The following is a 23,402-nucleotide window of genomic DNA, read 5'->3' as shown; positions in this document are numbered from 1 at the left end:
CCCCGCGTCTGCGGGACCGCAAACAGATTGGTCCTGCATGCTTTCCGAATGATGATGAAAACGGGAAGCACTGCCCGCGTTGGATCACAACCAGGTTGAGAGGATTGAACCAACTTCAATGTTGTGACGCGGGCCAGAATACCGGTGACGCTGCGGCCCCAATGCTCCTAGGGTCGGTCGCAGCAGTGATTCGTCCGTGGAAGGATGATTGACGCGTGAGTGCCGTGACCGGGTAACAGCCGCCGCCATTTTTTCATCCTCCCGGAGACCGAATGCAGATCCTCGACGTCATACGCCCCAGCGAAAAGATCCAGATCATGGATGTGGGCGCCTCTGCCATCAACGAGCAACCCGTCTACAAGGTCCTGCTCGACAATGATCTTGCCCATCTCAATGCCTTCGAGGGCGATGACCGGCAGATCGAGGGCATCCGGCAGGCCTTCGGCGACAAGGCGACGGTGTTCCGCGAGTTCCTCTACGATGGCCGCGACGCCACCGTCTATTTCACCACGCCCGCGAGCGGCATGACCTCGCTGCTGCAACCCAATCCGAAGACGCTGAAGTTCTTCAATGGATTTGAAATCTTCGGTCGGGTCGAACGCACCGCGACCATTCCCACCCGGCGGATGGATGACATCGAAGGACTGCCGAACGTCGAATTCATCAAGATGGATATCCAGGGCGCGGAGCTTACCGTCCTGCAGAACGGCCGCGAACGGCTGAGGGATTGCCTCGCGATCCAGCTCGAGGTGTCCTTCGTCAACCTCTATCACGGGCAGCCGTCATTCGGCGAGGTTGATGTCTGGATGCGCTCGCAGGGCATGATCCCGCACCGCTTCCTCGGTATCAAGCCGTGGGTGATTGCGCCCACCGTCTTCAACAACAACTTCCGCATTCCCGGCAACCAGCTGATGGAGGCGGACGTGGTCTACATGAAGGACCCGCGCGAACTGAAGAGCTTCACCGACACGCAGATTCGCAAGGCCATCCTGCTTGCGCACTTCTGCTTCGGCAGCATCGATCTTGTCGTCCACTTCATTCTCGAGTTGGAGCGGCGCGGCAACGTTCCGGCGGAAACCCACCGCCACTACATGCAGAGCCTGCTGGCGAAGTGAAGTCGTGCTGCGCGGCTAGGCGGAGCGCTTCAGAACGATCTCGCCCGACCACGGCTCGGTGACGCCACGCCCGCCGCCCAGGTCTTCAAGGAGCGGCCGCAGCTTGTCGAGGTTGGCGATCATGGCGGGGCGTGCCGCGGCCATGGCATCGAGGGATTCCCACTCGCCCATGACAATGAACTGACGCTCGCCGGATTTGACCAGCGAGAAGGAGAGGGCGCCCTTCATCGCTGTCATGGGCATCTCCTCGTGGATGCGGATGAAGGCCTCCTCCTGGCCCGGCTTCACGCGCATGTGGACGACATTGGCTGCAGTCATGTTCAGTACTCCTCTGTGGGTGAACATCACGGTCCAGGTCCGGCGTTGCGCCGGAAATCTATTTCGCAGCGAGCAGGAGATAGCCCCGCGTGCGGTTGTCGTTGTCCTTGTCGGTCGTGTTCATGGCCTTGAACAGGTCTTCGGTGGCGACCCAGACAGGCGGATACTTGTAGCGGGCGACATCGAGGATGAGAAAGCGGTCGGTGTCGGCGTCATAGGCGGCAAGCGGCGAGATGTGACCGCCCTTCTCCTGCCCGATCGCCATGCGGAGATAGTTGATCACCACGAAGCGGCCGGGCTGCGACAGATGGGCGACAGCTTCCTTGCGGAAGGTCTCCACCGTGCTGTCCGCAGCATGGCGCACCGTCACGTTGACGGGAAAGGCACCGAACAACCCGCCGAGCTGGTCGAGGGTAATGCCCTGCTTCTTGATCGTCTCGACGGGGATCACCGCTTCGGTCTGCGGGTTGAGCACGTTGTCCTGAGTGAAGGTCTTGTAGGGATCGTATTCAGGCACGGCGGGTGCGGGCACGCCCATGGCGTTCAGCACCATCACCAGGCTGGCGACGCCGCAGAAGGCCTGGTTCTTCTGGGTGACGAAGTTGATGGAGAGCGGAAAGTAGGCCTTGCGGGCTTCCGAACCGAGGAGAAGCGCTTCCCCTGCATCGGAGGCCGCACCCACGAGGTTCTGCGGCAATGGCAGGGTTTCGGAACGAGCCGGTGCCGCCCACAGCAAGGCCGCCAGCAGGCAGAGCCCGGCACGCCGTTTCAAACCAAAGAGCGCGACGTCATCCATGGTTCAGCCCTCTTTCAGGCCCCCAGCTGGAGGCAAACGCTATTGCAGGACGCCGCCCGTGGCAAGATGCCCGGCCTGCTGCGCCCGCACGAGGATCAGCGGTTGTGCATCTTGCGGATCTCAGCCGCCATGAGTTTCTGGATGTGCCAGAGATTGCGGTCGCGGATGCCATGCTCTTCCAGCTTCGAGATGGTGTTGTAGGCATACTGCGCCGCGGAGCCCCAATGCCCGGCGGCGCGGGCGAGCACATGGGCCACATGGTGCAACGGCAGCTTGCCGGCATAGGCCGGGCCCTTGCGCGAGGCGACGAAGGCAAGCGCCTTCACGCGCCCCTCTGCGGTGGTGACCTCGACCCATCGCGCCACATTGGTGGGCGGATTGGCGTCCAGCTCCCGGTCCAGAAGCTTCATGATCTGCGCGTGGGTATTGCCGGCGGGAAGGCGGTAGGCCATGCCCACGCAGGTTCCGCCGCGATCGAGCGCCATCATCAGTGCCGGAAGTTCGCGGGTGCCGCGCCAGCGCGTGAGCTTGAAGCAGAAGGACCTGTGCCAGCCCGGAAGCACGGCCTTGCGCTGTTCAACGATCTCGAATTCGGGATTCCAGATCAACGAGCCATAGGCGAAAACCCAGAACGGGTCGGGCCTGTGCTCCGCCATGACCTGATGGGCCATGGCAGCGATTTCGTCTTCGGTGTGATCGCGGGTGCCCGGCTCGGGGCCGGGGTCAGGCAAGGTGCGTTCTGCCAGAGCAACAAGTTCGGCCGTCAGGTCCATGCGGTTCCACTCATGGTGCTGAAGCCCCCGCCGGAAGGATGGCACAGCCGCCGGAGCGTGCAAGGGGGTGCGCGTGGCCTTTGACCGCGCCCGGATTCTGCTTTAGCTCACGGACACTATCTTATCTGGCCCAAGGCCCGGCACAGCGCCGCGGGCACGCGAGGTTCTTTCACGATGTCCTACCTGATCGTCTTTCTCGGAGCGGGTGTTGGCGGCGCCTTGCGCCATGGCTTCAATATCGGGGCGGCGCGTCTCTTCGGAACCGGCTTTCCCTTCGGCACGCTGGGCGTGAACGTGATCGGTTCCTTCGTCATGGGCCTGCTGGCGGGCTACTTCGCCTTCAAGGGCGAGGCGTCGCAAACCTGGCGGCTGCTGCTCACCACCGGCGTGCTTGGCGGCTTCACCACCTTCTCCACCTTCTCGCTCGATGTGGCGCTGCTGTGGGAACGCGGCGACATCACCGGCATGACGCTCTATCTCGTCACCTCCGTGGCCTTGTCGATCGGCGGATTGTTCGCAGGCCTCGCGCTGGTGCGCCAGTTCGCCGGCGGCTGAGTCAGGCGCTGGCGACGGCCTTCAGGTCGGGCCTTGCCCAGTCGATGAGCTTGCCCGCCAGCCACCAGCCCGAAATGGCGATGGTGGCGCCGGCATAGCCATCAATGGCGTAGTGCCACGCGAGATGCACCGACCCCAGGAAGATCATCAGCGCAAAGGCCGAGAGCAGGTAGCCGAGCCAGCGCTTGCCCGAGGCAAAGCCGAGAATGGCAAACAGCACCGATGTGCCGACGTGCATGGAGGGCATGGCGGAAATGCCGTTCACCAGTCCGGTGCCGGTTTCGTAGGTCTTCCACAACTCATCCATGACGTTCAGTGACCAGATGGGATAGTGGCGGTTGGCTTCGGCAAGCCAGGCCATGGCAGGCGCGTAGGGGTCGTCGCCCGGCAGCAGGCGGCCATAGAAGCAGGGACCGACGGAGGAGAACACCGTTCCGAGGACACAAGTGCCAAGGAACCAGGTGAGGGTGAAGCCCAGAAGGAAGTGCAGGCGAAGCCGCGTGTCCTGTCCAGAGAAGCCCTGCCAGAACCACAGCGAGAACATCACGAAGAACCAGATGTTGTAGTTCACATTCAGGATGAAGGTGATGAGCGGAACGTCCAGGAACGACAGGAGTTCATAGGGGTTATGGCCGAAGTGGAGGGCCCGGTCCCAGGCAGCGAAGGCGCCGTCCCAGGAGAAGGGGTGCGCCGCGGGGATCGCCTTCTTGATGAAGGTGTAGCCCACCATGTAGGCGCTCATGAAAAGGAAGGCATGCACAGCGTTGCTGATGCGGAGGGGGGACAGGTAGTCGCCGAGGAGCTTGCGGCCGAGCGCTGCAGTGAGGCTGCCGTCGCTGCCGCTGCGGGCAAAGCGCACTGCTTCGGCGGCGAGCCCGAGCAGGATCATGATCACGAGGATGAGCAGCACCGGGCCGGTGAAGAGCTTCACCATCTGCAGGTCGAGCGGCAGGCCGAGGAGGCGGGCCTCGAGCGTGGCGGCGGCCATCACGAAGGCGGCAAAGGAATAAAGCAGGGCATGGCGGCGGAAACCCGACAGCACCGCATCCGCAATGGCGGAGAGGCGCGGCAGGGGGTTTGCAAGGCTATGGCCCGGGAGCGTGCTGGACATGCTTCCCCATACGGCAGGGCGTCTTAAGGGCAGTTTTGAAAACAGGGTTAACGGGGCGTCGAAATTTTAAGGAATATCAGGGGCTAACGCGGAGGGCGGGAATGATGGTGCAGCGCCGCAAGCCGCCGACTGATCTGGACAAAAATTAGAAGCGTTCTAGAAAGTTAGCATGAAGAGTTTTTCCGAATTGACCGAACAGGAAATCCTCGCCCTTGCCATTTCAAGCGAGGACGATGACGCCCGGGCCTACATGGGCTTTGCCAATGCGCTGATGGAAACCTACCCCGCCTCGGCCAAGGTTTTCATCGAGATGGCGGAGGAAGAGCACGATCACCGCCGCGCCCTGACAGAGCTTTACCGCAAGAAGTTCGGCGAGTTCATTCCGCTCATCCGCCGCGGCGACATCAACGGTTTCGTCCGCCACAAGCCGGCGTGGACGCTCTCCAAGCTGGGGATCGAAGCGATGCGCCAGCGGGCGGAAATGGTGGAGCTGGAAAACTACCGCTTCTACACCCAGGCCGCCGAGCGGAGCGCCGACCCGCAGATCAAGAAGCTGCTGGAGACCCTCGCCATGGCCGAGAAGGGGCACGAGTCCCTTGCCGCGCGCCTTGGAGCCCAGCATGTGACGACGGATGCCAAGGAAGCCGAAGGCGAGGCCGAGCGCCGCCTCTTCCTGCTTCAGGTGGTTCAGCCCGGCCTCGTCGGGTTGATGGACGGCTCGGTCTCGACGCTGGCGCCGCTCTTCGCCGCCGCCTTTGCCACCGGCAATACCTGGGAGACCTTCCTCGTCGGCACCGCGGCATCGCTTGGTGCGGGCATTTCGATGGGTCTTGCCGAAGGGCTGTCCGATGACGGCAAGCTCACCGGCCGCGGCCATCCGCTCATCCGCGGCCTCGCCGCCGGCATCATGACGGCGGTGGGCGGCATGGGCCATGCGCTGCCCTATCTCATCCCGGATTTCACCATCGCCACCTGGGTGTCCATCTTCATCGTCTTCTGCGAACTCTGGGCGATCTCGTGGATCCGCTACAAGTACATGGACACGCCCTTCCTCAAGGCCGCGTTCCAGATCGCGGTGGGCGGCTTCCTCGTATTCCTGACGGGCATCCTGATCGGAAGCGCGTAGAACTGCCGAGGACTCTCTTACACGCGTCACTCCGATGGAATGACGAAGTTTGAGAGACGGCTGTTGCGTTCAATCCCCGTAGTACGGACCTTCCAGCCCGAGCGCGCGGAGCCTTGTCTGCAGCGTGTTGGACGCCTTGAGCAGGGCCGCACCATGCGCCTCGATCTGCAGGCGCACCGCATCCGCCTGTGAGGAGGAGTCGAGGGCCGCGAGAATGGCCGCCACCTCTTCCGCAAGACCGCGCACCTCCGCAATCGCCTTCTTGTTGGCAACCGCTGCGGTGAGATCGTTGCGCGTGACCTTGCCCACGCCGCTCACCGTCGAAGGTCCGGCGTTGACATGGCCTTCCGGCAGATCACCCTTCAGACTGTGCACGCGCTTGTACTGGATCACGTCGAAGATCTGGTCCACCGCCTGCTTGGCACCTTCGACGCGCGAGACATGCTCGGTATCGGCGGCCGCATGGGGCAGGAGTTCGATGCGGCCCTTGTATTTCTTGGCAAGCGGCAGATAGGGCACGAGCGGCCCCGACAATTTCTTGCCGGACTTGAAGAGATCGGCATCGATCGCCGCGTAGCGCACCTGGCCCGACTTCATCGCCTTGTCGAGCGCCTTCACGTCGACGCATTCGCCACGGTCATAGTTGAGCAGGATGGCGCCGGGATTGAGCTTCGAGAGCACCGATGCCCCGATCACGCCGGCATTGGCGAAGGTCTTGGTCTTGGGATCAAGCGCGCCAAGCCCCGTGTGCACGCTGATCACGTCAGCCCCCGCCGCTGCATCCTCGGCGGTGGGCGCGAAGGTGAAACCTTCCGAACTCGATCCACACGCGGTGGCGCGGGCGGGCATGGACCTTCACATGCATGCCGAAGCAGGCGGCGAGATGCGCCACTTCGCGGCCGATGTTGCCATAGCCGATGATGCCCATGGTCTTGCCCTCGAGCTTCTCGGTGGGGAAGTCCTTGAGGTCCTTGCCGGTGTCGAAGCGACCGGTGGCAGAGCGCTTGTGCAGCGTTTCCACGTCGAGGTCCGGCAGCACCTTGAGCAGTGCCTTCATCGTCATCTGTGCCGTGGCGCGGCTGTTGAAGCTCGGCGTGTTCATGAGCGGTGCCGTTCCGCCCGTGCCGTTGCCGCCGCCCCAGCAGGCGCACTGCATGTTGCCGGTGCCGGCGCCGATGCGCACGCCCCCCAGCGGGAAATGCGCGTCCTTCGGCAGGAAGGTCGCGGCGGCGATCACCGCGTCATACTGGCCCTTGCTGGTGAGCGGCAGGATTTCCGCCTCGGTCGAGAGGTCGGGCATGTAGAAGAAATGAATCTTGCCGGGGGCATAGGCCTTCTTCTTGTCCTGCGGCCCATCGTGGAACTCGCCGCCCTTTGCAAGAACGTAGGCCTTCACTTCGCTTGCATCCGGCTTCTTCTTCTTGTCGAAGCGCAGGCCGACGAGATCGGCGATCAGCACCTTGTAGGCGCGTGCCGGATCGTCAACGCGCGGCAACTCGGCAGTGGCCTTGGTCCGCGGGATCTTGTGGCCGAGCTTCACCATCTCCTCTTCCAGCACCAGCGCCTTGGCGCGGAGATAGGCATAGGTCAGGTTCTCGGCGAGTGCGATCACGTCCTTCGTCTCGCGGATGCCGCCGATCCAGGCGCGATAGTCGCCGGGCGTGCCGGGGAAGGCGTTGACGTAGCGGGCTACATCAAGGCCGGGCTCACGTTCGCCGTTCGGGTGCGTGAGACCTTCGACGCCCAGCAACTGCTTGGAGCGGGCGATGATGCGGGCGTGAATGGCGGCATCGCTGATGTCGGGATCATTGACGCGGAGCAGCGTCACGGCAGCACCGCGGCGCTCGGGCTCGGCGACGCCAAGCTGGAGCAGGGACTGCTTTGCGATCCACTGGTTCAGCGCATCGCGGTTCTTGACCGAACGCGCGTTCATCTTCTCCACGGAGCCGATCATCTTCGCCACGCGCTGCAGGCCGAAGGTGGTCTCGGCGAAGGCGATGGTGGAGAAGGTGTTGATCACGCCACCCAGCATCTTGTCGGTGGCGGGATCGTAGAAGGGGCCGATGTTGACGCTGCGCTCGCCGGTGAGCGGCTTCTTCTGGTCGAGCGGTGTGGCGAGCTTGAGCTGGCGCGGAATGGCAGCAAGCGGCGCCTTGGCATTGCGCTCGACGAGGGCCAGTGCCTGCGGCGTGAAGGAGATGACGAAGTAACCGGAGACGCCGCCGATCGCCTTCTGGAACGGCATGAAGAAGCAGCACTTCTCCGTCACCTTCTTCACCAGGTCCTCGCCCCAGGGCATGGCGCCGAGAAGCGACGTGGCATCAAGCATGGCGTGATGCTCATCCGGGTTGCTCTCGATCCAGGCGAGAAGGTTCTCGATCTCGGCCTTGGTGTAGGTGGTCGCACCCGTCGTTTCGTGGCCCACGCCGAAGACCAGCTTCACGCCCATGGCGGAAAGCGTGGCGGCGGATGGAATGGCGCCTTCGTTCTCGGCGAAGTGCAGGCGCGATTCATCGCCCGACTTCGAGAGGCGCATCAGTTCGACGATCTGCGCGCCCCAGGACTGGCGGAAGAAGCCGCCTGCAGCACCCGCCTCGCTCTCGGGACGGGGCGTGTCGATGTAGACATGCTGGCCGGCATCCGCACCGATCAGGTGAAGGGCCGCCACGGTGAAGCCGGAGTGGCCGCCGCCAAGGCCCACGGCCATGCGGTTCGACTTGGGGAAGCCGAAGTAGGTGTGGATCTCCCGCATCATGTCGAGGATGAACTTGTCGGCGGGATAGCCGCGGTGCATGGAGCGGCCGATTTCCGCTGCGGTGAAGGGGCCGAGGTCTTTCCCCGTGTCGTCGAATTTGCGGTAGTTCTTTTCCAGCCAGTGCTCGAACTGGAAGCGGCTGCGGCGGGCTTCCACTTCGTCGGCGGCATTGTCGGTGATCGGGCCCACGCCGAAGAAGGGATTGCCGGTGCGGGCCGGCGGGCCTCCTGCGGTGGCGGCAAGAGCCGCGGCGTGCTGGCGCTTCAATGTCTCGATATCGGACATGGGTCTTCCCTCCGGTCGGCCTGCTGACGAGGCCTGGTCTGATCATCACTCCTGCGCAGTCTGAAGGGAAGGGGGCCGTCCGCCGCCGCCAACACTCCATCATTTTCCGACATGGCGTGCGATGACGAACGCCCTTCAGCCGTGCGGGGTCAGGAGAGAGCGTCCTTGATCCGGTAATAAAGCATCGCCGCCGCGAGGATCGGCGTCCGCACCGGACCACCGGGAAAGGGCAGGTGACGGAAGCGGGCGAGAAGGTCGAAGCGCTCCGCCGTGCCGCGAATGGCTTCCGCCATCAGCTTCCCGTACATCTGGGCTAGCGCCACGCCTTGGCCGGAATAGCCGTGGGCATAATAGGTGGTGGCCGAAAGCCGCCCGCAGTCCGGGATGCGGTTCGAGGTGATGGCGATGTAGCCGCCCCAGGCGTGCTCGATCCTCACGTCGGACAATTGCGGAAAGACGTTGAGCATGCGCGGCCGCATGTAGGCGCCAAGGTCGGCGGGCTCGAGCGTCGAATAGCTGGCGCGTCCGCCGAACAGCAGGCGGTTGTCTGCCGTGCGGCGGAAATAGTCTACGATGAAATTGGTATCGGCCACTGCCTCGTTGTCAAAGATCAGGCTTCTGGCGCGGGCTTCGCCAAGAGGTTCGGTGGTGATGATGTAACTCGTGACCGGCATGACCCGGCCCGAAAGGGCAGGCACTGTCTTGCCGAGATAGGCGTTGCCGCCGATCACCATGAACTTCGCCGAGACCTTGCCCGCCGCCGTGCGGGCCCAGGGGGCAGAGCCGGTGTTCACCTCGAGCACGCGGGATTGCTCGTGCAAAGTGGCGCCGGCCTTCACTGCCGCGGCGGCAAGACCCTTCAGATAATTCAGGGTGTGGAAATGCCCCGCACGGGGTTCGCGCAGCGCGCCATGATACAGGGTGGAGCCCAGCTTCGCCTGAAGGGCGTGCTTGTCCAGCACCTCGCAGCCGGAATAGCCGAGCGCCTCATACTCGTCCTGCCAGGCCTTCAGCATGCCCATCTGGGTGGGCTTCGGAATGCAGTGGAGGTACCCCCAGACAAGGTTGCAATCGATCCGGTGTTTGGCGATGCGGGCCTCGATCAGGTCCTTGGCTTCTTCGGCGATGTCGAAGCAACGCTTCGCGTCCGCCTTGGAGACCTGGGTTTCAAGCCGCGCCTGCCCGGGCGAAAAGCCGGTGCAGACCTGCCCGCCGTTCCGGCCCGAGGCGCCGGCCCCGATCCGACCTGCTTCCAGCACCACGACCTTCATCCCCGCCTCTGCCAGTTCGAGCGCCGCCGAGAGCCCGGTGAAGCCGCCTCCCACCACAACCACGTCGGCGGTCACGTCGCCCGCGAGCGAGGGATAAATCTCGTTCCGGTTGGCGGTCGCCTCGTAGTAGCTCTGGCTGGTCAGTGATTTCTTCATGCTTTCAACGCTCTAGGACGGGGCTCCGATGCCCCCTTCCGGAAACCTCCGAAACAAGGCATTATTGACCGAATATCAATAGCATAGCGATCAATCATGAGTCACCCCAAGTTCGAGGAATACATCACCAACAACCGGATCAGCGAGGTTGAATGCCTGGTCGCCGACATGTCCGGCACGGCGCGCGGCAAGATCCTGCCGCCCAAGAAGTTCCTCAAGGGGCAGCGCAACCGCGGGCTACGCATCCCCGAAGAAATCTTCACGCTCACCATCAACGGCCGCTACGTGCAGGAAACCCAGGCGGTTTCCGACAGCGCCATCGACATCTACATGGAACCCGATGTCGACACGGTGCGCATGGTGCCGTGGTACGCCGAGCCCACCGCCCAGGTGATCTGTGATGCCTTCCACCTGAACGACGAGCCGGTCTCGATCGCGCCCCGGCACGTGCTCCGCCGCGTGCTCGATCTCTATAAGGAGAAGGGCTGGCGCCCGGTGGTGGCCCCGGAACTGGAATTCTATCTCGTCAAGCGCAACCCCGATGCCGACTATCCGCTCGAGGCGGCGGTGGGGCGCTCCGGCCGCAAGGAGCCCGGCGGCCAGGCCTATGGCATCGACGCCGCCAACGACTTCGACCCCATCGTGGAAGACATCTACGATTACTGCGAAGCGCAGGAACTGGACGTGGACACGCTCTCCCACGAAAGCGGCCCGGCCCAGCTCGAGATCAACTTCAACCACGGCGACCCGCTGGAACTTGCCGACCAGGTCTTCCTGTTCAAGCGCACGGTGCGCCAGGCGGCCCTGAAGCACGACATGTATGCCACCTTCATGGCGAAGCCCCATGCCAACGAGCCGGGCTCCTCCATGCACATCCACCAGTCGGTGCTCGACACCCGCACGGGCAAGAACATCTTCTCGGGCAAGGATGGCAAGCCGTCGAAATACTTCCTCAACCACATCGGCGGCCTGCAGCGCTATCTCGCGGCGGCCCTGCCGCTCTGTGCACCGAACGTGAACTCCTACCGCCGCCTTGTGCCGGATTCGGATGCGCCCACCAACGTGCACTGGGGCGTCGACAACCGCACCGTGAGCCTGCGCGTGCCGTCGTCCGATCCGGCCAACCTGCGTCTCGAAAACCGCGTGCCGGGGGCGGACGCCAATCCCTACCTCGCCTTCGCGGCATCGCTGGCCTGCGGCTATCTCGGCATGATCGAGCGCATCAAGCCCTCCGATCCGGTGGAGGGCTCGGCTTACCGCTATGCCCACACGCTGCCCATCAACCTCGACGAGGCGCTGGACAAGCTGAACTACACCAAGCCGCTGAAGCAGGTGCTGGGGGAAAAGTTCGTGGAAGCCTATCAGGACGTGAAGTTCGAGGAGATGCAGAATTTCCGCCGTGTCATCAGTTCGTGGGAACGGGAATACCTGCTCCTCAACGTCTGAGTGTCATGCTATCTCTTTGATTCCCGGCGATTGAGGGCAGGAGTGTTCGGATGATGCGCAAGGTCTGGCAACGGTTGCTTCTCGCAGCAGCACTGGTGCTGTCCGTGCCGGTGCTGGCCGAAGCCGCAGCCCCGCCCGCCGCCGTGCGCTCTGCGGTGGTGAGCACGCTGTCAAGCAGCGACCGCCTGCCGTTGCCCATCGAGAAGGTGCGTCAGGCTCTTGCGGCCTTCTACATCAAGAACAACGCCCAGCCCTATTGGGTCGGCACCAACCACATGCAGCAGTTCCTGCAGCGCCTGCAGAACGCCACGCTGGATGGCCTCGATCCAAATGCCTACCCGATCGACTCGCTCCGCCAGCTGGCCGCCGACGCGCAATCGGGCGGCGTTGCCGAAGGGGCCAAGGCCGAGCTTTACTTCTCCTCCTTCTTCATCGCCTATGCTGCCGACCTGAAGATCGGCCGCGTGGCGCCGCAGAAGGTCGATCCCAATCTCTTCCGCAGCCGCAAGACCATCGATGCGCTCCGCGTCCTCTCGGACATGCAGAAGCAGCCGGATGCCGGCAAGGCGCTGTCGCTCTTCGAGCCGCGCAGCAACCACTACCAGACGCTGAAGCGCATGCTGCGGGCCTATACCCGCGTCATCAACGAAGGGCTGGAATGGCCGGTGATCGGCCAGGGCGACAGCCTGAAGCCCGGCGGCAACGATCCGCGCGTGCCGAAGATCCGCGAGCTCCTCACCTTCACCGGCGACTACGAAGGTCCGGACTCGGACTCGACCAAGTATGACGCACAGCTCTTCGAGGCGGTGAAGAAGTTCCAGGTGCGCCACGGTCTTGAGGCCAAGGGCCTGCTCGGCAAGCAGACCGTGACGGCGATGAACATCAAGCCCGCCGAACGGCAGCGCCAGATCATCCTCAACATGGAGCGCTGGCGCTGGATGCCCGATGATCTGGGCCAGGAGCATTTCCTCGTCAACATCGCGGGCTTCGAACTGGAATGGGTGCAGGGCAATGTGGAGCGGGAGCGCATGGGCGTCGTGGTGGGCGCGGTCGCCACCCAGACGCCGGAGTTCTCGCACGAACTGGAATATGTCGAACTGAACCCGACGTGGACGGTGCCCTATTCCATCGCCACCAAGGAAATGCTGCCGAAGCTGCGCGGCAATCCTTATGCCTACGCCGAGGACTTCGATGTCTTCGTGAACGGCAAGCTGTCCGACTGGGGCAGCATCAACTGGGGCGGCTATGGTACGGGCAACTTCCCCTTCACCTTCCGACAGAAGCCGGGACCGAAGAATGCGCTGGGCAAGGTGAAGTTCATGCTGCCCAACCCTTACAACATCTATCTGCATGACACGCCCGCCAAGGACAAGTTCGCCAACTCGACGCGCGCCTTCAGTCATGGCTGCATCCGTCTCTCGCGCCCGACCGACCTCGCCTACGAACTGCTCGGCGAAAAGCTCGGCATGAGCCGCAGCCTCATCGACAGCATCTGGGCGACGCAGAAGACGCAGAAGATCGTGCTGCCGAAGAAGATCCCGATCCACATCGTCTATGCCACGGCCTTTGCCTCGCAGCAGGGGATCGAGTTCCGCACCGATGTCTATGGACGTGACCGCAAGCTCGAGGCGGCGCTGTTCGGCCGCCCGGCAAGCTGATCGCCGTTTAGCGTGCCAGCGGCTTCCGCAGGCGGTTGAGGGTTCGGCGCACCGGCACCGGAACGCGGTGATAGAAATCGCGCATGGCGGGCCGCAGCTTCCGCGCCCAGACAGTGCCGTAGGCAGCCCCCATCATCGTCAGCGGCATGACGTAGCCTGCAAGATGCGTCTGGCGGTTGGCGAGACGCTCCTTGTAGCCGGAGGGATTGCCCATCATGTCGAAGGTCTCGATGCCGTGGTCGATGAGCCAGCGCATGGTCATGTCGATCAGCACCATGCCGGGCGAGAAGGCGCGCAGGCTCCAGTCGAAACCGGCGGTGTAGAGATAATACTGGCCGCGCTGCAGGAAGCCGATCTGGTAGGCGACGGCGACGTCGCCCGACATGAGCGCGAAGACGATGCCGCCCTCCAGCATCTGCGCGCCCGCAAGGGCGGAGAGGAAGTCTGCGTGGTGCTTCTGGCCGAGGCCATCGAGGTTGCGCGCCGTTTCGCTGATCCACACCATCTTCATGGCGATGCAGTCGCGGATCGCGGCGCAATAGCCTTCATCCGAGGGCTTCAGCACGCGGAGCGAGAGGGGCCCGTGCTTGCTCAGGTAGGTGTCGGCGCGGCGGCGCAGCTGGCGCAGCTTCTTGTCGGCGGCCTTGTCGTAGGAGGCCGCACAAGGGTGGGCCGACAGATCATATTGCAGCGAGACATTGCCGAGTTCGGGCGCCGTGCTGGCATCGGGCAGCACGCCGAGGAGGGGCGAGCCTTCCGGCACATAGTGGAAGAGCAGGAGGTCCACGTCAGCACTTGCAAGTGCCTGCTGCAGGGCAGCAGTTGCCTGTTCGGAGAGGCGGCCTGCTTCGGTGAGCAGGTTCGAATACTGGGTATGAGGGTCTCCCAGCGGACGGAGCACACGCACGCCCGCGCTCCGCGTGAGCATCATGGGAAGCACGGCGACCAGCTTCCCCCCTTCGCGCACCAGGAAGACGAAGGGCTCCTGACCCGGCAGCGACTGCCGGAGCCACCATTGCAGGCACCAGTCCATGGACTGGAAATAGACGAAGGGGGCATTGGAACGCTGGTCCAGGTCGCGCCACTCCGGCGCCACGGCGTTCAGGTCCGCGATCGAGCGCGCGAGCGAAACGGCACAATCCGATGTCTCAGATTGGGACCCTTCACGCACAAATCCTGTCGAAAAGTAATTCACGGTGATGCCACTACCTTTTCCTGAGGCAATGGCTGCAAGTTCGGTGCCTTGCGGGCGGCAAGGCCGGAGATGGTAAACCCGAATGGTTGACGGGCGCGCTCAGCCCTTCTTCTTGCCGAAGAAGTTCTTTTCCAGTTCGGCAAAGGCGCGCTGGTAAACGTTCTGCTCGGTGCGCGGAATGAGGATCAGGTCATCCTGGGGCGAGGCCTGCCAGTCGCCCGTCCACATGCCGAAGGTGGTGTTGTCCGCCGTCACCGGCCAGAGACGCGGGCCCGAGACATAGTTGATCCAAGGGATTTCGCATTTGGTGATGCGGTAGCTGAAGCTGCGGGTGATGTCGCAAAGGTGCAGCAGTTCCTCGTTGAGATGGCCCTCCCCGAAGTAGAAGTCGCGCACGCCCGACACCTTGTCGGAGCGCACCTTCTTCAGCATGTGCATCTTGGTGATGTCGCCATGCCAGGCGCCCATGCCGGCGAAGTCGCGCATGATCGCCCAGACCTTGTCGGCGGGCGCCTTGATGACGCGCGAGGTCCAGACCTTGTTGGGCTGTCCGCCCTTCCAGCGCACGGCACCGGCAGGGGCCTGCGGCTTGTCGCGCTTCACGATGGCGGCAAGGTTCTTCAGGTTGGCGGTGAAGACCTCTTTCGAGATGTGCTTTTCATACTTGCCTTCGTCACCCGGGCCTTCGTCGAAGGTCGCCGTCCATTCCGCGAAGGTCTGGTTCGTGTGGGTGACGGGATAGAGCTGCAGCGTGGCGAGATAGTTCCGCACCGGAAAGGCCGGCTTCTCGAAGTTGTAGCTGAAGCAGTAGCGCGCATCGTCCAGCATCAGCAGGCGCTCGCGGATGTGGCCGCCGTCATGGGTGTGGAAGGAGCGCACGCAGCCCACCACATCGGCATCGAGACCGCCCTCGATCTTCGACTTGGCGATGGCGGGTGCCCATTTGGGCAGCGCATTGAAATCCCTCACCAGCGGCCAGACCGCTTCGACAGGGGCATTGATCACGATGCTGGCATAAGCGCGCGCCATAGGATGTCTCCTCAGAAACTGATGGACTTGAAATCGCGGGTCTGCTGGGTGAGCGCCCGCTCGGTCGGCAGGCGTTCCATGGAGCTTGCGCCATAGAAGCCGTGAATGCCCTTGGTGTTGCGGAGAATGTAGGCGGCGTCTTCCGGCGACGAGATCGGGCCACCGTGGCAGAGCACGATCACATCCTTGCGCACGCGACGTGCGGCCTCCGCAATCTCGGCGATGAGCGGCACGCAGTCGGGCAGCTTCAGCGCCGTCTCGGCCCCGATGTTGCCGCCGGTGGTGAGGCCCATGTGGGCGACGATGATGTCGGCGCCCGCCTTGGTCATGGCAGTCGCTTCATCCGGGTTGAACACGTAAGGCGTGGTCAGCATGTCCTTGGCATTGGCTGCGGCCACGAGTTCGACCTCGAGGCCATAGCCCATGCCCGTTTCTTCCAGGTTCTTGCGGAAGAGCCCGTCGAAGAGGCCGACGGTGGGGAAGTTCTGGATGCCGGCAAAGCCCAGAGCGTTCAGTTCATCGAGGAAATGGCCGCGGATCATGAAGGGGTCGGTGCCGTTCACGCCGGCCAGTACCGGCGTGTGCTTGACGACGGGCAGCACCTCGCGCGCCATCTCCTTCACGATCTCGTTGGCATTGCCATACGCGAGAAGGCCTGCGAGCGAGCCGCGCCCGGCCATGCGATAGCGCCCCGAATTGTAGATGACGATGAGGTCGATGCCGCCTGCCTCTTCGCAGCGGGCGGAAAGCCCCGTGCCGGCCCCGCCGCCGATGATCGGCTTCTTCTGCTCGATCATGTCATGGAAGTGGGCAAGAAGGGCTTTGCGGGTGAGCTTGCTCATGAATTCTCCTCAGTGATCTCGCGGAAGGCCGCAACGACAGCGGCGGCAAAGGCGGGATCGTTGATGTGGGCGTCCAGCCTGATGAGCTTGCGCTGCGGGCCGGGCGTGAAGTTTTTCTCGATCGCAGCAAAGAGCGCCGCATCGGCAGCGGGATCGTGGAAGGGCTTGCCCTCGGCATCGATGGCGGAGACACCCTTCAGCGGCAGGAAGAAGCGCACCGGCCCTTCCATGCGGTTCAGGCGCTCGGCAATCCAGGTACCGATGGCCGTGTTCTCCTCGGGCGTCGTGCGCATCAGGGTGACGAAGGGATTGTGGATGTAGAAATTGCGGCCCTCGTAGCGGGCGGGCACGGTGTCGCGCGCGCCGAAGTTCACCATGTCGCAGGCGCCCACCGAGCCGATGTAGGGGATGCCACGCCGGATGATCGCGCCGAAGCGGTCATCGGTGCAGGGCAGCACGCCGCCGAACAGGAAGTCGGCGACCTCCGTCGTGGTGATGTCCACCGCCGACGTGAGGAGGCCGGAGTCGATCAGCTTCTCGAAGCACTGGCCGCCGGTGCCCGTGGCGTGGAAGACGAAGCAGTCGTGCGTCTCTTCCAGTTCGGTTCGGATCTGTGTGACCGCTGCCGTTGTGACCCCGAACATGGTGAGGCCCACGGCGGGCCGCGCCACATCGGGGAGAGGAATGTCGTTGAGCACCATGCCCGCCGCCGCATGGGCCGCATTGCCGATCACCTTGCGGGTGACGCTGTTGAGGCCGGCCACATCGGCAACCGCATGCATCATCATGATGTCGCTGGCGCCGACGAAGGGGGCGACGTTGCCGGAAGCCAGTGTCGAGACCATGATCTTCGGCAGTCCCACGGGCAGTGCCCGCATGGCGGTGGTGACGATGGCCGTGTTGCCCGAGCCGCCAAGGCCGAGCACTGCGCCCACGTCGCGCTGCGCCAGCAGATAGTGGGTGAGGGCGGTCGCCATGGCAGTGACGGCGGCACCCCTGTCGCCAAGGTCGAGCACGGCTTTCGCACCATCGGGGTGATGGGCCGCCACATCGGCTGCCAAAACGTCAGCACTGCCGGAATGGCGGGTGGTGGAGACATCAACGAGCCGCGCCCGTGCGCCCGCACTCCGCACCAGTGTGGCGGCGTAATGCAGTTCCTCCCCCTTGGTATCGAGGGTGCCGATCACATAGACCGTGCCCGTTGTCATGGCTCAGCGCGCCTTGGCCCAGCCGGTCTTCATGGTCTTGAGGCCGAACTTGTAGACTTCCTCCTTGGCGGGGAAGAAGTCGCGCCACACGCGGGTTGCTGCAGCAAGGGCGGGAATGGCGCGGCCGAAAGCTTCGATGGTCATCCAGCCATCATACTTGGCCACCTTCAGGCCCTTGAAGGTCTCCGCCCAGGGCACATGGCCCTTGCCCGGCGTGCCGCGGTCATTCTCCGAGATGTGCACGTGGATCATGTGCTTCTTGATCGTCTTGATCGCGGCCACCGGATCCTTCTCCTCGATGTTGGAGTGGAAGGTGTCATACATCGCCTTGATGTTGGGATGATCGACCTCGTCGAGATGATCGGAGAGCTGCTGCATGGTGTTGAGGAAATAGCATTCGAAGCGGTTCAGCGCCTCCACGGCAAAGCGCACGTTCTTCTTCGCGGCGTGGTCGCCGGCGCGACGGTGGAAGGCGACACCGCGCTTGTGCTCCTGCGCCGTGGCACCGCCACCGGTGAAGTAGCCGATCTCGGAGTGCATGGGTCCGGCGAGGATCGAGGCGCCGAGGGCTGCCGTGCAATCGACGGCCCATTTGGCGCGCTCAAGGGCGGCGGCCTGCTGCGCCTTGTCCGGCGACAGGGGGTTGTGTCCGGCGCCCAATACACTCACGGTTGAGCGCTCGAGGCCGATCTTGTCGAGGTGATCGCCCAGCCTGGCATAGTGCTCGGGAGTGCCTTCAAACAGCGGCAATTCCACGCCATCGTAGCCCGCCTTCTTGAGGGCCTTGAAGATCGGCACGTGCTCTTCCGTCACATGCCCCGTCCACAGCAGCAGGTTAAATCCGTACTTCATATTGCCCTCCCAAACTGATATAACAGTTTTTGCACAATCACTGGCGGTGTCAATCGCGCAACGCGCGTTTTTGCGGCGCCACCACAAAAACAATGGGAGACCGCATCATGAACAAGCCCCTTTCGCCGACGCCGCTGCAAGCCGCCGCCTTTCACCGCATGCAGCAACTGATGACGCAATCGCCTGTGCCGTCGATTTCGACCGAGCTTCTCTGCACGGCGGATGGCGAGCTCAATCGCGAGCTCAATGATTTCCTCTTCAGCCCGCCCGGCAACCGCGAACTGCTCAAGGGCAAGAAGATCGCCATCTGCTGCTCGAACGGCGTGGAAGAGGTGGAGATCCTGGGCGCCATGCGCTGGCTCACCGAACACGGCGCCACGGTGCATGTGGTCTCGCCGCGCATCGGCGAATTTCCTTCCACCCTCGGCCTCCGCTTCCCGGAGATGACCAAGACGCACGTGCTCGCCATTCGGCTGATGGAGAATGCGGGCTGGATCAAGATCGACCGCTACATGGATGAGGCGAAGATTGCGGACTATGACGCGCTGATCCTGCCCGGCGGCTGCTGGAACCCGGACGCGCTGCGGGCCGACAAGGACGCCCAGGCTTTCGTGCGCGACATGCATGCTTCGGGGAAGCCCACCTGCGCCATCTGCCACGGCCAGTGGGTGATGGTGAGCGCCCGCATCCTCAAGGGCAAGCGCGCCACCGCCGTGTGGAACATCCAGATCGACCTCGAAAACGCCGGTGCCACGGTGCTGGACGAGCCCTGCGTGGTGGACGGCAACCTGATCACCGCCCGCTTCCCCTATGACCTTCCCCGCATGGTGGAGCAGCTGGTGAAGCAGCTTGTGAAGGCCTGACCGGCTGGAGTAACAGCAGGGCACCTTGGCCCTGACAATCGACCCCGGCGAGATTTCCAGTTCCGGTGCAAGCCTGTTGCGCCTGCGCACCCTCGTGCGCCTGCGCTGGCTTGCAGTGATCGGGCAATCGACCGCCATTCTCTTCGTGGCGCTGGTGCTGGGCTATCCCATGCCCATGGGGCCATGCTTCGGGATCATCGCGCTCTCGGCCTGGCTCAACATCTTCCTCACTATCCGCTGGCCGGGCAGCCTGCTGCTGAGCCCGAAGATGGCGGGGTTGCTGCTCGCCTATGACACGGCCCAGCTTGCGGGCCTTCTCTATCTCACGGGCGGACTGCAGAATCCCTTCGCCTTCCTCTTCCTCGTGCCGGTCACCGTTTCGGCCACGTCGCTGCCGCTGCGCTCGACGCTGGCGCTGGGCTCGCTCAGCTTCGGCTGCGCCACGGCGCTCGCCTTCTATCATCTGCCGCTGCCCTGGCCGAAGGGCGAGACGCTGCAACTGCCGCCCAACTATCTTGCGGGCCTTTGGTTCTCCATCGTCTGCGGCACTGTCTTCGCGGCGATCTATGCCCGCCGCATCGCCGAGGAAGCCCGCCAGATGTCGGCGGCATTGGGCGCCACCGAAATCGTTCTCGCCCGCGAGCAACGCCTCTCCGCACTCGATGGCCTTGCCGCCGCCGCCGCCCATGAACTCGGAACGCCGCTTGCAACGATCGCTCTCGTCGCCAAGGAACTGAAGCGCGAGATGCCGTCGGACTCGGTACACGCCGAAGACATCGAACTCCTCATCAGCCAGACGGCGCGCTGCCGCGAAATTCTCAAGCGCCTCTCCAACCGCGACGAAGCCTCGGATGAGGTTTATGGCCGCCTGAAACTCTCCTCGCTGCTCGAAGACCTCGTGGCGCCGCTACGCGGTTCGGATGTCGAGATCGTCATAAACTGCAAGGCGGATGCGAAACACGCGAAGTCGCCCGAGCCTGTGTTCCGACGCAACCCGGCGATTGCCTATGGCCTCGGCAACATTCTCGAGAACGCCATCGACTTCGCCGACACGCAGGTCGTGGTCGATGCAACCTGGACCAAGTCGACCGTGCTCGTCACAGTGAGCGATGACGGCAAGGGCTTCGACCAGCAGATCTTCGACCGCCTCGGCGACCCTTACGTCACCACCCGCCCCGGTTACACCGAGGCGGCGGTGGCCGACGGCACCCACGAGGGCATGGGGCTCGGCCTCTTCATTGCCAAAACCCTGCTGGAACGGTCGGGTGCAACCGTGACGCTGACCAACCAGAAGCCGCCGGCCCAGGGCGCCCGCGTCGCCATGGCCTGGACCCGCAGCGTGGTCGACATTGGTCCAACGCCTGCGCAGCCCTCTTGACCCGATCCGCCACAGGGGCCATTGACGTAATCCGATCATGAACCAGCCCGCAGCAATGCCCGACGACAAGACCCTTCTTCTGGTGGACGACGACAAGCCGTTCCTCACGCGTCTTGGGCGCGCCATGGAAGCGCGTGGTTTTTCGGTCCGCATGGCGGATACGGTGGCCGAAGGCATCGCCGAGGTGAAACGCCAGGCGCCGGGCTATGCGGTGGTGGACCTGCGCCTTGCCGACGGCAATGGCCTCGACGTGATCGAGGCACTGCATAACGCGCGCCCCGATGCCCGCGTGGTGGTGCTCACGGGCTATGGCAACATCGCCACCGCCGTCACCGCCGTGAAGCTGGGCGCCATCGACTATCTGGCGAAACCTGCGGACGCCGATGCGGTCTATGGTGCGCTTGTCTCCGACGACAAGGACCATCGCCAGGCCCTGCCGGAAAATCCCATGTCGGCAGACCGCGTGCGCTGGGAACACATCCAGCGCGTCTTCGAGCTGTGCAACCGCAATGTCTCGGAAACGGCACGCCGCCTCAACATGCACCGCAGGACACTGCAGCGCATCCTCGCCAAGCGCGCGCCGAAGTAATCACGTCACATCATCAGTGGATCATAGAGTCCGTGCAGGCGCTGCGCGGCCACACGTCCAAACTGCAGGGTCACGGCCTTGCGGCGTGAGGCGTGCAGCGGGTGATCGTCGGTGACGCGCACGATCTCCGCGCCATATTGATCAGCGACGACGAGGCCCGCCTCCACCGGAATGATGGCGGCATCCATGGCAAGCGGAATGGCGAAGGAGAAGCGGTCACAGTAGTCGCGGTATTCGTTCCACTTCTGGTCGGCGCGATAGTCCTCGAGGCTCGACTTGATCTCGACGATCCAGATGAAGCCATCCTGCCGCACGCCGAAGACATCGGCGCGCCGGCCGCTGGCCAGCGAGAATTCCGTGATGACGGCAAAGCCATGCTCGCGCATCAGCCGGCAGACGCCGCGCTGCACCGCGAATGCGGTTTCCGATTGCCGGCCATCGACCGGCAGGATGAGCGGGCTACCCTCCATGGCGCTCCAGGAACTCCTCGATCGAAAGCTTGCGCATGTCATCGACGGCGGTCGCCAGGCGGTCGTGCTCCCAATCCCACCAGGCAAGCGAAATGATCCGTTCACGGATGTTTTCCTCGAAGCGCCAGCGGATGGTTTCGGCGGGAACGCCCGCCACGATGGCGTAGGCCGGAACATCGCGGGTCACCACCGCGCCCGCCGCAACAACCGCGCCATGGCCGATGGACACGCCCGGCATCAACACCGCGCCGTGGCCGATCCACACATCATGGCCGATCCGAACACGCTTGCCCTGCCGCTGGGCGCGGAAATCCTTGTCGATCTTGGCGCCGAGGAAATACTCGTTGGGGCGGTAGGTGATCTTGTGCTGCGAGATGCGCTCGATCGGATGTTCCAACGCATTGAGACGGGTATTGGAGGCAATGGCGCAAAACTTGCCGATGTCGGTGTAGATCGCTTCGGCGCCGCGCTCGACATAGGAGTAGTCGCCCAACGTGCACTCCGCCATCACCACGCGTTCGGCCACATCGGTGAAGCGGCCAAGCTCGCAATCGCGCAGGGAGGCGCTCGCATGCACGCGCGGCGTGCCATCACGAGTGGCCTTGGGAGAATGGCGCTTGGGCTGGCCTTCGGAATCCATGGGCGGAGGATAACAAAAAAGCCGCCCCCTGTGGGAGCGGCTTTCGAAAATCAGACTGAAGCCCGGATCAGGCGGCCTTCTGGCCTTCCAGCTTCTTGGCGATGGCGCGCTTCAGCTTCAGCGCCTTGGCCGAGAGTTCGTCGTTCTTGGCCTTGAGCAGGTAGGCATCGAGGCCACCGCGGTGTTCGACCGACTTCAGCGCGTTGGCGCTGATGCGGAAGGAATAGGAGTTGCCAAGGGCGTCCGACATCAGCGTCACGTCGCAGAGGTTCGGCATGAAGCGGGTCTTGGTCTTGTTGTTGGCGTGGCTCACCTGGTTGCCCGAAAGCCAACCCTTGCCCGTGAATTCACAGCGGCGCGACATGTTACTCTCCGTAATCTCAACGTAAGAAAGCCGGAAACTCCCGTTTCCGGCATGAATGTGAGTGGCTCCATAGCGAGGCGAGGGGGAGAGGTCAAGCGATCAGCGGGCCTCTTGCGCGTCAGGATGCGGCGTGGACCGTTCGGGCAGGGGATAGGGCGGCGCTGCATCAGGCGCAAGCCATCGCCTGACTGCCAATTGGAACAAAAGTCCCGAAGTGGGACAAGAGGTTAACGTCAACAGCTCGAATCCCGCCTCCACCGGGCAGTGCAAGCCGCTGACCCCCGCGTTTCTTGTGTTTTTTACGCGGGGACCCACTATGGATGGCGTGAACAAACAGCGAAAATCCACAATTCAGCGATTCGATCACAGTCTGTTCCGCCGAGGAACGCTTTCTTAAAATCGCGCCGACAATCAGAGGCTTATGGGTCAGCTTCCGTTAAAACTTTCCGCCAGTTCTTAATCCGGCGGGTGGCAAAACCCTGCTTTCGCGCCGGAAGGGCTCGGCAGGGGCCTTTCCAAATTTGTTCAAATGCGAGGAATTCCCAAGGAACAAAACGCGAAACCCGAGGTTTAACCGATTCGGGCGTGTTCCGTTCGCCATTGAATC

The 23,402-nt window shown here is 63.5% G+C and carries 21 protein-coding genes and 1 pseudogene; 8 read left to right on the top strand and 14 right to left on the bottom strand.

Annotated elements, in window-relative coordinates; all coding sequences use genetic code 11:
* Nucleotides 1-272 precede the first annotated feature (272 nt).
* A complete protein-coding gene (locus tag QM801_RS13340; protein ID WP_415019701.1) occupies nt 273-1,115 on the top strand; it encodes an FkbM family methyltransferase in 843 nt (280 codons plus the stop codon).
* Nucleotides 1,116-1,130: 15 nt separating this feature from the next.
* Here the strand turns inward: QM801_RS13340 and QM801_RS13335 are convergent, their stop codons facing one another.
* The 3 genes from QM801_RS13335 to QM801_RS13325 form a co-directional block, all read right to left on the bottom strand.
* On the bottom strand, nt 1,131-1,433 hold the full coding sequence (locus tag QM801_RS13335; protein ID WP_415019700.1) for a putative quinol monooxygenase: 303 nt from the start codon (nt 1,431-1,433) through the stop codon (nt 1,131-1,133).
* 58 nt (nt 1,434-1,491) lie between these two features.
* A complete protein-coding gene (locus tag QM801_RS13330; RefSeq protein ID WP_415019699.1) occupies nt 1,492-2,229 on the bottom strand; it encodes a phytochelatin synthase family protein in 738 nt (245 codons plus the stop codon).
* Nucleotides 2,230-2,324: 95 nt separating this feature from the next.
* Nucleotides 2,325-3,002, bottom strand: coding sequence for a gamma-glutamylcyclotransferase (locus QM801_RS13325; protein ID WP_415019698.1), 678 nt, complete (start codon nt 3,000-3,002; stop codon nt 2,325-2,327).
* A 174-nt stretch (nt 3,003-3,176) separates the two neighbouring features.
* Here QM801_RS13325 and crcB point away from each other — a divergent pair, with 174 nt between their 5' ends.
* Entirely contained in the window at nt 3,177-3,557 is a 381-nt protein-coding gene (gene crcB, locus QM801_RS13320; RefSeq protein ID WP_415019697.1) for a fluoride efflux transporter CrcB, read from the top strand.
* Nucleotide 3,558: 1 nt separating this feature from the next.
* Here crcB and QM801_RS13315 read toward each other — a convergent pair whose 3' ends face one another.
* Complete coding sequence (locus tag QM801_RS13315; protein WP_415019696.1) at nt 3,559-4,668, bottom strand: phosphatase PAP2 family protein; 1,110 nt, start codon at nt 4,666-4,668, stop codon at nt 3,559-3,561.
* 169 nt (nt 4,669-4,837) lie between these two features.
* Here QM801_RS13315 and mbfA point away from each other — a divergent pair, with 169 nt between their 5' ends.
* On the top strand, nt 4,838-5,794 hold the full coding sequence (gene mbfA, locus QM801_RS13310) for an iron exporter MbfA (protein WP_415019695.1): 957 nt from the start codon (nt 4,838-4,840) through the stop codon (nt 5,792-5,794).
* 69 nt (nt 5,795-5,863) lie between these two features.
* Here mbfA and QM801_RS13305 read toward each other — a convergent pair.
* Nucleotides 5,864-8,834 (bottom strand): annotated as a pseudogene (locus QM801_RS13305) (NAD(P)-dependent oxidoreductase).
* A gap of 149 nt (nt 8,835-8,983) precedes the next feature.
* Nucleotides 8,984-10,261: an NAD(P)/FAD-dependent oxidoreductase gene (locus QM801_RS13300; RefSeq protein WP_415019694.1), complete on the bottom strand. Its 1,278-nt coding sequence runs from the start codon at nt 10,259-10,261 to the stop codon at nt 8,984-8,986.
* A 96-nt stretch (nt 10,262-10,357) separates the two neighbouring features.
* Here QM801_RS13300 and QM801_RS13295 point away from each other — a divergent pair, with 96 nt between their 5' ends.
* Together QM801_RS13295 and QM801_RS13290 are read left to right on the top strand one after the other, a co-directional pair.
* Nucleotides 10,358-11,707, top strand: coding sequence for a glutamine synthetase family protein (locus QM801_RS13295; RefSeq protein WP_415019693.1), 1,350 nt, complete (start codon nt 10,358-10,360; stop codon nt 11,705-11,707).
* Nucleotides 11,708-11,757: 50 nt separating this feature from the next.
* Nucleotides 11,758-13,365, top strand: coding sequence for a L,D-transpeptidase family protein (locus QM801_RS13290; RefSeq protein WP_415019692.1), 1,608 nt, complete (start codon nt 11,758-11,760; stop codon nt 13,363-13,365).
* A 7-nt stretch (nt 13,366-13,372) separates the two neighbouring features.
* Here the strand turns inward: QM801_RS13290 and QM801_RS13285 are convergent, their stop codons facing one another.
* The 5 genes from QM801_RS13285 to QM801_RS13265 all read right to left on the bottom strand — a co-directional run bounded on the left by QM801_RS13285 (nt 13,373) and on the right by QM801_RS13265 (nt 18,491).
* The gene (locus QM801_RS13285; protein WP_415019691.1) at nt 13,373-14,536 is read right to left on the bottom strand and encodes a GNAT family N-acetyltransferase; all 1,164 of its coding nucleotides are present in this window, start codon (nt 14,534-14,536) and stop codon (nt 13,373-13,375) included.
* Between the two features lie 123 nt (nt 14,537-14,659).
* Complete coding sequence (locus tag QM801_RS13280; RefSeq protein ID WP_415019690.1) at nt 14,660-15,589, bottom strand: SRPBCC family protein; 930 nt, start codon at nt 15,587-15,589, stop codon at nt 14,660-14,662.
* A gap of 11 nt (nt 15,590-15,600) precedes the next feature.
* Nucleotides 15,601-16,431 (bottom strand): phosphoenolpyruvate hydrolase family protein, encoded by an 831-nt coding sequence (locus QM801_RS13275; RefSeq protein ID WP_415019689.1) that lies wholly within the window; start codon nt 16,429-16,431, stop codon nt 15,601-15,603.
* Nucleotides 16,428-17,639, bottom strand: coding sequence for a Tm-1-like ATP-binding domain-containing protein (locus tag QM801_RS13270; RefSeq protein WP_415019688.1), 1,212 nt, complete (start codon nt 17,637-17,639; stop codon nt 16,428-16,430). Before QM801_RS13270 ends, QM801_RS13275 begins: the two co-directional genes overlap by 4 nt.
* A 3-nt stretch (nt 17,640-17,642) precedes the next feature.
* Entirely contained in the window at nt 17,643-18,491 is an 849-nt protein-coding gene (locus QM801_RS13265; protein WP_415019687.1) for a sugar phosphate isomerase/epimerase family protein, read from the bottom strand.
* A gap of 107 nt (nt 18,492-18,598) precedes the next feature.
* On the opposite strand from QM801_RS13265, the gene QM801_RS13260 reads away from it, so the two are divergent.
* Genes QM801_RS13260 through QM801_RS13250 form a run of 3 tightly spaced genes read left to right on the top strand, consistent with a single transcriptional unit; the run spans nt 18,599 to nt 21,321 of the window.
* Nucleotides 18,599-19,354, top strand: a complete 756-nt coding sequence (locus tag QM801_RS13260; protein WP_415019686.1) for a type 1 glutamine amidotransferase domain-containing protein — start codon at nt 18,599-18,601, stop codon at nt 19,352-19,354.
* Between the two features lie 31 nt (nt 19,355-19,385).
* The gene (locus QM801_RS13255; RefSeq protein WP_415020928.1) at nt 19,386-20,732 is read left to right on the top strand and encodes an ActS/PrrB/RegB family redox-sensitive histidine kinase; all 1,347 of its coding nucleotides are present in this window, start codon (nt 19,386-19,388) and stop codon (nt 20,730-20,732) included.
* Nucleotides 20,733-20,769: 37 nt separating this feature from the next.
* Complete coding sequence (locus QM801_RS13250) at nt 20,770-21,321, top strand: ActR/PrrA/RegA family redox response regulator transcription factor (protein WP_415019685.1); 552 nt, start codon at nt 20,770-20,772, stop codon at nt 21,319-21,321.
* Nucleotides 21,322-21,326: 5 nt separating this feature from the next.
* On the opposite strand, the gene QM801_RS13245 is transcribed toward QM801_RS13250, so the two are convergent.
* From QM801_RS13245 to rpmB, 3 genes are all read right to left on the bottom strand, one after another.
* A complete protein-coding gene (locus tag QM801_RS13245; protein ID WP_415019684.1) occupies nt 21,327-21,791 on the bottom strand; it encodes an MmcB family DNA repair protein in 465 nt (154 codons plus the stop codon).
* Nucleotides 21,781-22,431, bottom strand: coding sequence for a DapH/DapD/GlmU-related protein (locus QM801_RS13240; protein ID WP_415019683.1), 651 nt, complete (start codon nt 22,429-22,431; stop codon nt 21,781-21,783). The genes QM801_RS13245 and QM801_RS13240 overlap by 11 nt, the downstream gene beginning before the upstream one ends.
* 67 nt (nt 22,432-22,498) lie before the next feature.
* The gene (gene rpmB / locus QM801_RS13235; protein WP_415019682.1) at nt 22,499-22,795 is read right to left on the bottom strand and encodes a 50S ribosomal protein L28; all 297 of its coding nucleotides are present in this window, start codon (nt 22,793-22,795) and stop codon (nt 22,499-22,501) included.
* Between the last annotated feature and the right edge of the window lie 607 nt (nt 22,796-23,402).

Origin of the sequence: Aestuariivirga sp., from assembly GCF_047600585.1 — a bacterium.
Classification (GTDB): domain Bacteria; phylum Pseudomonadota; class Alphaproteobacteria; order Rhizobiales; family Aestuariivirgaceae; genus Aestuariivirga.
Note: the sequence above shows the minus strand (reverse complement) of the source record. Positions and strands in the feature narration are given on the sequence as shown.